General features: G+C 63.8%; 1 protein-coding gene. It reads right to left on the reverse strand.

What is annotated here, in order from left to right; genetic code table 11:
* Positions 1-23: 23 nt before the first annotated feature.
* Positions 24-11,363, reverse strand: coding sequence for a peroxidase family protein (locus tag N436_RS20955; protein ID WP_110741864.1), 11,340 nt, complete (start codon positions 11,361-11,363; stop codon positions 24-26).
* Positions 11,364-11,376: the final 13 nt, after the last annotated feature.

Here is an 11,376-nt window from a genome sequence, read left to right on the forward strand (position 1 = left end):
CCAACAACTTACCCTGGGGCTCCTCAACTGGCCAAGGTGAAGTCCGCTGCGGTTACTGTGGTTGCATCCGCCACCCCTACCAGGCGGATGGAGTCGGTGGCGCCAATGCTGACCAGCGTATCGTCGCCAACATCGGCGATGGTGACGCTGGCGGCAAAGGTAGCCGCAGTGATGTTGAAGGCAGTGATATCCAGCCGGTCCTGACCGCCCACCGCGTTGCTGTCGAAGTTGATGATCAGGTCATTGCCGAAGCCAGCGGCGAACTGGAAGACATCATTGCCGTCAGTGGCCATCATCGTGTCATCCCCGGCGCCGCCGTTGACGATGTCGTCGCCAACATCACCGTTGAGGAAGTCACTGCCGCTACCACCCGACAGGATGTCGTTGCCAGCGTCGCCGAACAACGTGTCGCTGCCAGCCCCACCGTTCAGGATGTCGTTGCCAAGGCCACCATCGAGGCTGTCGTTGTCATCGCCGCCGTTCAGGGTGTCGTTGCCACTGCCACCCAACAGTTGGTCGCTACCTGCACCACCGTTGAGTTGGTCGTTGCCAGCGCCTGAGGTGATGATGTTGTCCAGCGCGTTACCACTACCGCTGAAGTTACCCACCCCGGTATAGGTGAGGTTTTCGACGTTGGCACCCAAGGTGTAGCTGGCCAGCGCGGTACGCACGGTGTCCGTACCGGCTCCAGTGGCCTCAATCACCAGATCCCCAGCATTATCCACCACGTAAGTGTCGTTACCGAGACCACCCACCAGGCGGTCGGCACCTTCACCACCATTGAGCTGGTCGTTGCCAGCGCCGCCGAAGAGGATGTTGTCCAGCGTGTTGCCACCACCGATGAAGTTGCCTACCCCGGTATAGGTCAGGTTTTCGACATTGGAGCGCAGGATGTAGCTGGTCAACGTGGTACGCACGTCATCCGTACCGCCTCCCGCATTCTCGAACACCAGATCCCCTGCGTTATCCACCACGTAGGTATCGTTGCCGAGCCCCCCCACCAGGCGGTCAGCACCTTCACCACCATTGAGCTGGTCGTTACCAGCGCCGCCGAAGAGGATGTTGTCCAGCGTGTTGCCACCACCGACGAAGTTGCCCACCCCGGTATAGGTCAGGTTTTCGACGTTGGCACGCAGGATGTAGCTTGTCAGTGAGGTACGGACGTCATCCGTTCCGGCCCCCGCATCCTCGAACACCAGATCCCCAACGTTATCCACCACGTAGGTATCGTTGCCGAGACCGCCTACCAAACGGTCGGCACCTTCACCGCCATTGAGCCGATCGTTGCCAGTGCCACCGAAGAGGATGTTGTCCTGCGTATTGCCACCACCGACGAAGTTGCCCACCCCGATGTACGTCAGGTTTTCAAGGTTGGCACGCAGGATGTAGCTGGTCAGCGTGGTACGCACATCATCCGTACCGCCTCCCGCATTCTCGAACACCAGATCTCCAGCGTCATCCACCACGTAGGTATCATTGCCGAGCCCCCCCACCATCCGGTCTGCACCTGCGCCGCCATTGAGCCGATCGTTGCCAGCACCGCCGGTAATGGTGTTGGCCAGAGCGTTACCACCACCGATGAAGTTGCCCGCGCCGGTATAGGTCAGGTTTTCGACGTTGGCACCCAGGATGTAGCTGGCCAGGTTAGTCTGCACCAGGTCAACGCCGCCATTGAGCGCTTCGCTCACCGTGTCGCCGACGTTGTCGACCACGAAGGTGTCGTTGCCACCGCCGCCAGTCATGGCATCCGCGCCAAGCCCGCCGTCGAGGATGTCATTGCCAAGCCCACCAAACAGCTGGTCGGCGCCGTCCAGGCCCAAAATCACGTCATTGCCCGCGCTCCCGACCAGGATATCGGCACCGTTGGTGCCAACCAGTGCCAACCCTGGCACTGCCGTTGTCGCCGCCGAGGTGAGGGATTCCAGCGTGCCGAAGGCGTCGGTGTAACGCACAATCACCTGCAATTGCTGGCCGCCCTGGTTGAGGCCCGGGGTGAAGGTGGCCGCAGTGGCACCCACGATGTCGCTGAAGACGCCGCCAGTACCTTGCTGCCACTGGAAGCTGAATGCCCCCAGCCCATCCAGGTCGGCAATACTGCCGGTAAGTGCCGTCAGCGTCTGCCCGATGTCTGGCGTGGTGTCGCTGATCAACACCGCACCCGTCGGTGCATCATTGACGTTGGCCACCGGGTCGAGGATGTCGGAGGCAACACTTTCCTGCACACCGAAGTCATCCACGTAGTTCACCACTACGCGCATGTTCTGCCCCACTTGCGCCTGGGTCAGGACAAAGGTGCTGCTGATGGCGCCAGCGATGTTGACCCAACCAAGGCCCCGGTTGGACTGCCACTGGAAGGTGAACTGCGGGTTGCTCAGGCCGTCGGCATCGACAATGGTTGCCGTGTTGGCTGTCAACGTCTGGTTCTGCACCAGCAACCCGGTCACGGTCGGGCCGGCACTCGGCGCGCTGTTCGCCGACGAGTCGACGATTTCCAGCGTGCCCTTGGCGTCCTGATACACCGCGCGAACGCGGATGCTCAAGCCGGCCACGTCATCGGTTACGCGGTAGGTGGTGCCAATGGCCCGCGAGACCTCGCCTGCCGCAACGAAGGTGATGTCTTCGTAAACCCCCGACCCCGGCAGCGTTTCGACTTGCCAGTAGTACGCTACCGGGCCGTTGACTGCACCGGTAGGGTTGGCCGCACTGACGTTGTCCGCATCGCGCACTGCCAGCGGTGTTACACGCAGCAGCTGACCACTGACGGGGGTATCGTCACGTAAACCTGTGGCCGCATCGAGGATCGCCAGGTGCCCCGTAGGGCCGGCGTTCACGGCTGTGCCCACACCAGACGCCTGCGAGCGGTCAGAGAACTGCAGGCGCTCGATACCGGTCAGGCGGTCGACACCATCACGCCCGGCCACCAGGTCGGTGACGATCACCGCGTTGCCATCGACCACCACGCTGTAGTCGGTGGCCACCCCCGAGAACACCGCCGTGTCGTAGCTGTCGGTGCCATTGAGGATCTCCCGGATGATAACCAGCTGGCCCGGGTTGTAGGTGCCATTGAGCATGAACGGCACCATCGGCTCCATGCTGTCGAAACTGGCGATTTCCGGGCCGGTGCCATCGCTGTTGGCGCGCACGCTGATGCGCACGTTCAGCCACTTGTCACCGTCGAGGATGTCGTCGCCACCACGGCCTTCGATCAGGTCGCTGCCGCTGCCGCCGAGGATGATGTTGCCGCCATCGTAGAACGTCGCCCCGGCAGCCAGCAGGCTGGACAGGCCGTTGATCAGGTTGATGTTGGTCAGCACGCTGCCCGTGGCGCCATTGGTCGGCAGGCTCGCGGCGTCTTCGTTGTCACCGCGCAGGAAGTCGCCATGGGACGAGCCGGAAAGGCCTTCCATGATGTCGAAGCGCACCAGCGCCGACGCGCCCGAGCCCGGTACCGGCGGTACATCGAAGAAGCGGTCGCTGTAGTCGACGGTCACGCCCTGGGCCAGGTCCTTGAAGGTCGCCCAGTCGTAGCCGGAGCCGCCGATATAGCGGTCGCCGAAGCCCAGGCTGCCGACCATGATGTCGTCGCCGCCTTCACCGTTGAACTTGTCATTCTCGTTGCCGCCGATGAACACGTCGTTGCCGATGATCGGGTCGTTGCCGAGCGGGTCGAAGTTGTCGCCAGGCGCACCGTCCGAGGTGCCCTTCTCGATCCAGTCGTCGCCTTCGTTACCCATGTCCTGTTCGTTGGCCTTGCTGCCCAGGATAAAGTCGTTGCCCTGGCCGCCGATGGCTTCGGAAGCGTCCTCACCGGTGACGATGAAGTCGTTGCCGAAACCGCCGATGATCAGGTTGACGCCATTACCGCCGTGCAGCACATCGTTGCCGTCGCCGCCCTGGATATTGTCGTCACCGCCCATGTCGCTGATGATGTCGTCGCCGGCGCCACCGCGCAGCTGGTCGTTGCCGTCGCCACCCTCGATGCGGTCGTTGCCGCCATCGCCCCAGACCGTGTCGTCACCCTCGCTGGACACCAGGATGTCGTCACCGTTGGTGCCGCCCAGCACGATGTGCTCGGCACCGGCATAGCGGATGTAGTTGGTGTCCGGGCCAGCCGTCAGCGGGCTGTCGCGGAACACCACCTGCTCGCCGTTCTCGCCCAGCGGGTCGGCGTTGCCCAGGCCGTCGTTGTATTGCTTGCTCTGGTCCAGCTCCAGGTAGAAGCCCGGGTCGGAGAACACCAGGCCCGGCAGGTGGGTGGCCGAGGTGTTGGCCATGATCAGCTTGGCGAACGAGTTGCTTTCCAGCTCGGCGTTCATCGACAGGCCAGAGGTGCGCTCCAGGTAGTAGAAGCGGTCGCCGTCCTGCAGTTTCTCCATCTGGTTTTCGAACACGAAGTTGAAGGTACTGCCGAGCATGCCGCCGAACGGGGTTTTCGCTTCGGCCAGGCCGCCGATCCACAGGTCGATGGCATCGACACCGGTCACGGTCACAGCCTTCAGGTCATCGGCGGTACCCAGCACGCCATCCTTGCCCGGCAGGGTCACGTTGGCCCAGGCACCACTGCTGTTGAGGAAGTCCAGGCGATCGGCCGGCGCGCCATCGCCGCCGAACACCAGGGCCATGGCCGCCGCGCGTTTTTCCAGCAGGGTGGTGGCACCGGTGATGCTGCTGTGGGTGCCATAAGCCGCAATGAAGTTGATCAGCGACTCAGGGTGCTTCAGGTGCTGCACCAGGTCGACCCAGCTGGTGTACGGCTTGAGCTGGGTGTCGCCGGTTTGCCCGAAGATGTCGCGGCGCACGGCGTTCAGCGAGGGGATGCCGACATCACGGCCACGGGCGATGTTGATCGCCGGCAGGTCGAGCGGCAGGCCGAGCAGGTTGTTGCGCAGCGCCTCGGTGACGAACTCGTCGATTTCGTTACCGGCCTGGCGGGTGACCCCGCGCACGATGGCACTGGTGGCATCCTCGGGGGTGACGCCACTGGCGGCATAGGCCAGCGGGTTGAGGAACGCCGCGATCAGGCCCAGTTGCTGCTCGGGGTTGGCGCTGGCCGGGTCCTGGATGACGTTGAAGTCGACGTCAAAGCGGTCGACAGTTTCGGTCAGCATCGAGTGGCCGAAGCGGTACACGGTATGGGCGAACTCGGCCACGATCGACGCATCGAGGTCCACGTCGTACACCTGGGTCGGGGCGAAGAACAGGTCGACCCGAGGCTGCACGGTACGGGCGAACTCCTCGAACACCAGGTGCTGATACTGCATCTCGGTACCGAACTTGGCCGCCTGGAACAGGCGTTCGCCGTTCCATACCAAGGCGTCGATCTCGGCCGGGGTGACCGGCAAGGCGGTGACCGGGTTGAGCAGCCACTCGTTGAGGAACGCCAGGTCGCCCGAGTCGAGCACGGTGTCCATGGTCTGCGCCACCAGCCGGTTGTGCTCGGAGTGGAAGATGGCATGCACGGCGGTCAGGCCGATGTTCTCGTTAACCCGGCCATCACCGGCGATGTAGTGCGCATCCAGCAGTTCGTTGTCGTAGGCCAGGTTGGCACCGGTCTGCGGGTTGACGGGCACGGCGTTGCCGGCCACGTTGTCGGCATCCGGCGCCAGCACGCCACCGCTGAACACCGGCACAGCATTGTGTGCGATGTCGGCGAGGAACTGGTGCCCCGTGCGCACGGCGTTGGTCAGGTCGAGCGGCGCCAGCGGGTTGCCTTCGACCTGCTGGTCATCGGCCGTGCCGGCAATGCCGTCCAGGCCCTTCATCACCACCATCGGATAGCCGTTCGGCCCCTTGATGAAGTTGCCGTAGGCGTCGGTGGCCAGCAAAGGCACGTTGTCGACATCAGCGTCGGTCAGGTTGATGCCGAGCAGGTCGCGGGCCTGGGCCTTGACCACCTTCCAGGTGGCCATGCCACCGATTTCGGTGTCGTCGGCGGTGCCGAACTTGCCATCGGCGCCCAGGTCACGGTTGGTGATCAGGCGGCCTGTAGCGACAGGGCCATCATCGGTCATGATGTAGGCGCGCAGGAACACCTGGTGCGAGGGGTGCGAGCTGTAGGTCTGGTTCTGGTCCACGAACGGCGTGGTGGTGTTGGTGTGCTCGTGAATGTCATCGGCGTTGCCGAGGATGCCATCCGGCCCTGGCAGGTTGGTGGCGCGGGTTACCACCATGAAGTTGGTGAAGCCACCCTCCACGTACAGCGGGTCATCCGGCTGCAGCGGGATGTAGATGGTACCCGAGCCGCCCTTGGTGACCAGGTCCAGACCATGGTCGAAGAACTGCCCGAAGAAGGTCATCCAGGCGTTGAATGGCGCGGACAACCCGGCATCGGCAGCGGTGTTTTCGAACAGGTACACATCGTGGTCGTCGGTGGTACCGAACTGGCCATCCATGCCTGGGCTGGCGACGATGCGCACGCCATCCTTGAGCACGTCGTCATTGCCAGGCGTGCCGAAGTTGAGCACGCCATCCGCACCCGGGTCATAGGCGGTGGCATAGGCCGCCGGGTTGTTGGAAGTCTGGTCGACTACCAGGTTACTGATGACACGCGGCTGCGAGTCGAACACCGGGCCGCTGGTCTGCTGGTACGAAGAGCCGGGAATCGCCGGTGAGCCTGGGCCGAAGAAGCCGGCCGGGGCACCTTCTGCCGGGTTGAACACCGGGTCGGTCAAGCGCGGGAAGACGTTGTCGGCAGCACCAAACTGGGTGTTGTTGTTACCGTTGAGGTTCATCAGGTTGTTGTTCGAACCATCGACCGCGCGCAGGCCCAGAGGTGCACGGATGTTGGGGATGAGCGAGAGGATGTCCTGCCCGGCGGCATCAGCCTCGGCAATCTTGATCTGGGCAAGGATGAAGTTGAGGTCGGAGCGCACCATGTGCAGCCCCTCCCCGCCAGCAGTGGCGTCCACAACCGGGGTGGCCGGGGTCGGCACCACAGGTGCGCCCGGCTGTACCACGGCCGTGGGCTGCGAGAACAGCACTTCGGTGGTGCCATGGGCGTCCTGGTAGATCGCCTTGACCCGCAGGCTCAGCCCGGCCAGGTCTGGCGACACCTTGAACGACGTACCGTCGGCGCTCTGGAACGCCAGGTCGCCGGCCGGCAGCAGGATGATGTCCTGGAACACACCACTGCCCGGGTCGGCCTCGAACTGCCAGTAGTACGACACCGAACGGTCGGCAAGCGTGCCGGTCGGGTTGCCCGCACTGATGTTGTCGGCGTCGAGCACGCCCGCCACGCTCACTGTCAGCATGTCACCCACAATGATCGCACCGCCGTTGCCATCGAGCACGGTCGGGCTGCCGGTGGGTTGCGCGTTCACCCCTTCCACCAGCACGCGTTGGCTGTCGGCGAACTGCAGGCGCTCGATGTGCAGGAGGGTATCCACGCCATCGCGGCCGGCCACGGTATCGGTCACCGTCCACACGTCATCGGCAACGTCGGCGGTGCCTTTGGTGTTCTGGGTCACCACATATTCGCTCTGCACCCCGGAGAATATGGCGGTGTCAAAGGCCGCGCCGCCGGTCGAGGTACCCGGCAGGATTTCCCGCACGGCTTTGAGCTGACCTGGGTTGTAGGTGCGGTCGAGCATGAACGGGATCATGTCGACCATGCTGTCGAAGCTGGCGATCTCTGGCCCGGTGTGGTTGACGTCGCCTGGGGCATACACCGCAATGCGCACGTTCAGCCATTTATCGCCGTCGATCAGGTCATCGCCACCACGGCCTTCGATCAGGTCGCTGCCATTGCCGCCGAGCATGATGTTGCCGGTGGCAAAGCCGGTGGTCGGCAACCCGGCATCGGCCAGGAACTGCTGCAGGCCGCGGATCAGTGCCACGTTGGTCAGGGCGCTGCCGGTGGCACCGCCATGGTTGAGGATGGTCACAGCATCGACGTCATCGCCCTTGAGCACATCGGCGTAGTTCGAGCCGGACACCCCTTCCACCTCGGCGAAGCGGTCGAGGATGCTGGCCGGCGAGGCGCCGACCGGGTTGAATACACCAGCGTTCTGGTTTGGCGCATTGCCATGGGGCTGGGCCAGCGCGGCCAGGCTCAGGTCAACGGTAACGCCGACCTTGTCGTTCTTGTTGGTAATCCAGTCAAAGCCGGACATGCCGTCCATCTTGTCCTGGGCATCGCTGCCGACAAAGATGTCGTCGCCGCCTTCACCGATCATTTCGTCAAAGCCACCGCCACCGACGAAGATGTCGTTGCCGACCACTTCGTCACCCAGCAGCGGCGCAAAGTTGTCGCCGGGCGCACCGTCCTGGGTGCCCTTCTCGATCCAGTCGTCGCCCTCGTTGCCGGTGGGTGGCAGGTTGGTCTTGGCGCCGAGGATGAAGTCATCGCCCTGGCCACCGAAGGTGGTGGAAATGTCCTCGGTGGTGATGATGAAGTCCTGGCCGTCGCCGCCCAGGATCAGGTTGCCAGCCGCCAGCATGCTGCCGGCGACGATCACGTCGTTACCCGCGTTGCCTTCCAGCCGGTTGTCACCGAACGAGTCGGTGATGATGTCGTCGCCTGCGCCACCCAGTACGGCATCGTTGCCTGCGCCGCCTTCGAGCACGTCGTCGCCGGCATCGCCGTAAACGGTATCGTCACCTTCGCCGGAAATGATGATGTCGTTGCCGGCAGTGCCGCCCAGCACCACATGGTCTTCACCAGTGTAGTGCAGGAAGTTGCTGTCTGGCCCCACAGTGTCGGGGTTGTCGCGAATCACCAGCGGTACGATTTCCACGCCGTTGATTTCGATGCCGCCCGTTGGGTCGGCCTTGCCGTCGGCACCCAGCCCGGTGAACTGGTTGGCCTGGTTCACTTCCAGGGTGAAGGTGGGCGTGAGGAACACGGTGTTGGACAGGTGGGTGACGTCGGAGTTGGCCATGATCAGCTTGGCAAAGGAGTTGTTCTCCAGTTCCGTGCCGAAGTTCATGCCCGCCGTGCGCGACAGGTAGTAGAAGCGGTCACCGTTCTGCAACGCTTCCAGCTGGGTTTCGAAGACGAAGTTGAAGCTGGAACCCAGCATGCCGCCGAAGGGCATCTTCTTCTCGGCCAGGCCGCCCACCCAGAAATCGATGGCATCGACACCCGTCACCGTCACGCCGGCAATGTCGTCGGCCGTACCGGCGATACCGTCTTTGCCGGCCAGCGTCACGTTGGCATAGGCGCCGGTGCTGTTAAGGAAGTCCAGGCGATCGGCAGGTGCGCCGTCGCCGCCAAGCACCAGCGCCACGGCGGCGGCGCGCTTGGCCGCTTCGGTAGTGGCCCCGGTGATGGTGGCGTGGGTGCCGTAGGCAGCGATGAAGTTGATCAGCGACGCCGGGTGCTTGAGGTGGTCGGCAAAATCGACCCAGCTGATGTAGGCCTTGAGCTGGCTGTCGCCGGTTGCGCCATAGAACTCGCGGCGCGCCTCGTTCAGGCTGGGGATACCGGTGTCACGGCCACGGGCAATGTTCAGCGCAGGCAGGTCCAGCGGCAGGCCAAGCAGGTTGTTGCGCAGGGCCTCGGTGACGAACTCGTCGATTTCGTTGCCCAGCTGGCGGGTCACGCCGCGAATGATCGCACCGGCTGCCTCATCGGCGGTGGCACCGCTGCCGGCGAAGGCCAGCGGGTTGAGGAAGGCGGCGATCAGGCCCAGTTGCTGATCCGGGTTGGCGGGGTCTCCCGACACAGGGTTGAAGTCGGGGTCGAAGCGGTCGACGGTTTCGGTCAGCATCGAGTGGCCGAAGCGGTACACCACGTGGGCGAACTCGGCGAGGATGGCCGGGTTGATCGACGTGTCGTAGCCGTTGGGGGCCAGGAACTCATCGATCTGCGGCTGAATGGTGCGCGCGAACTCTTCGAACACCAGGTGCTGGTACTGCATTTCGGTGCCGAACTTGGCGGCCTGGAACAACCGCTCGCCGTCCCATACCAGCGCGGCGATGCCGGCTGGCGTGGTGGGTATGGCGGTGACATCGTCGACCAGCCACTCGTTGAGGAACGCCAGGTCGCCCGAGGCCAGCAAGGTGTCTTTGGTCTGCTGTACCAGGCGGTTGTGCTCGGAGTGGAACACATGGTGCACGGCCGTGAGGCCAATGTTTTCGTTCACCCGGCCGTCACCGGCGATGTAGTGGGCGTCGAGCAGTTCGTTGTCGTAGGTCAGGTTGTTGCCGCCTGGGCCAACTGGCTGGGCGTTGCCTACTGCGCTGTCGGCGTCAGCCTGCAACACGCCACCCACCACCACGGGCGCGGCGTTGTGGGCAATGTCGTCAAGGAAGCCATGCCCGGTGCTCACGGCGTTGGCCAGGCTGATCGGCGCGTTGCGGTCGCCTTCGACCAGTTGGGTGACGTCGTCGGCCGTGCCGGCAATGCCGTCGGCACCATTGTTCACCCGCATCACCACCTGCGGCATGCCATTGGGCCCGCGCAGGAAGTTGCCATAGGCATCGGTGGCCAGCAGCGGCACGCTGTGCACGTCGGCGTCGGTCAGGTTGATACCCAGCATGTCACGGGCCTGAGCCTTGACCACCGCCCAGGTGGCCATGCCGCCATTCTCGCTGTTGCCATCGTCGGCCGTGCCGAACTTGCCGTCCGCGCCCAGATCGCGATTAGTGATCAACCGCCCGGTGGCCACCGGGTCGCCTGCGGCATTCAACGCATATTCGCGCAGAAACACCTGGTGCGAGGGGTGCGAGCTGTAGGTCTGGCTCTGGTCAACGAACGGCGAGGTGGTGTTGGGCTGGCTATCGTCGGCGGTGCCCACCACTCCATCGGCGCCGGCGGTGCGTACGGCGCGTGACAGCACCATGAAGTTGGTCGGGCTGCCGGCCACGAACAGCGGGTCGTCCGGGCGCAGCGGAATGAACACGATATCGGTGCTGCTTTTGGTCACCAGGTCCAGACCGTGGTCGAAGAACTGGCCGAAGAAGGTCATCCAGGCGTTGAAGCCAGCCGTCAGGCCCACGTCGGGTGAGACATTGGGAATGAAGAACACAGGCTTGTCATCAGCGGTGCCGAACACCCCATCGATACCCGGGCTCATCACCGGGGCAGCGCCGCCATTGGCCTCGACCGCAGCCGGGTTGTTCGCCGTCTGGTCAACGATCAGGTTGCTGATGGTGCGCGGTTGCGAATCGACGACATTGCCGGTGCCCACATAGTTGGCGCGGTAGGAGGCATCGAGCAAGCGCAGGAACGCGTTGTCAGAGGCGCCAAACTCGCTTTGCCCGGCGACCAGGTTGTTGAAGCTGCCATCCACGGTGCGCAGGCCGAACGGCACCTGACTGTTGGGCAGCAGGTCGATCAGGCTGGCGCCATCTGCGTGGGCTTCGGCGATGAAGATCTGTTTGAGGATGAATTCCAGGTCTGACTTGCTGAAATTGGCCATTTCAATTGCCCTC

This window comes from Pseudomonas sp. RV120224-01b (assembly GCF_003208145.1).
GTDB lineage: Bacteria > Pseudomonadota > Gammaproteobacteria > Pseudomonadales > Pseudomonadaceae > Aquipseudomonas > Aquipseudomonas monteilii.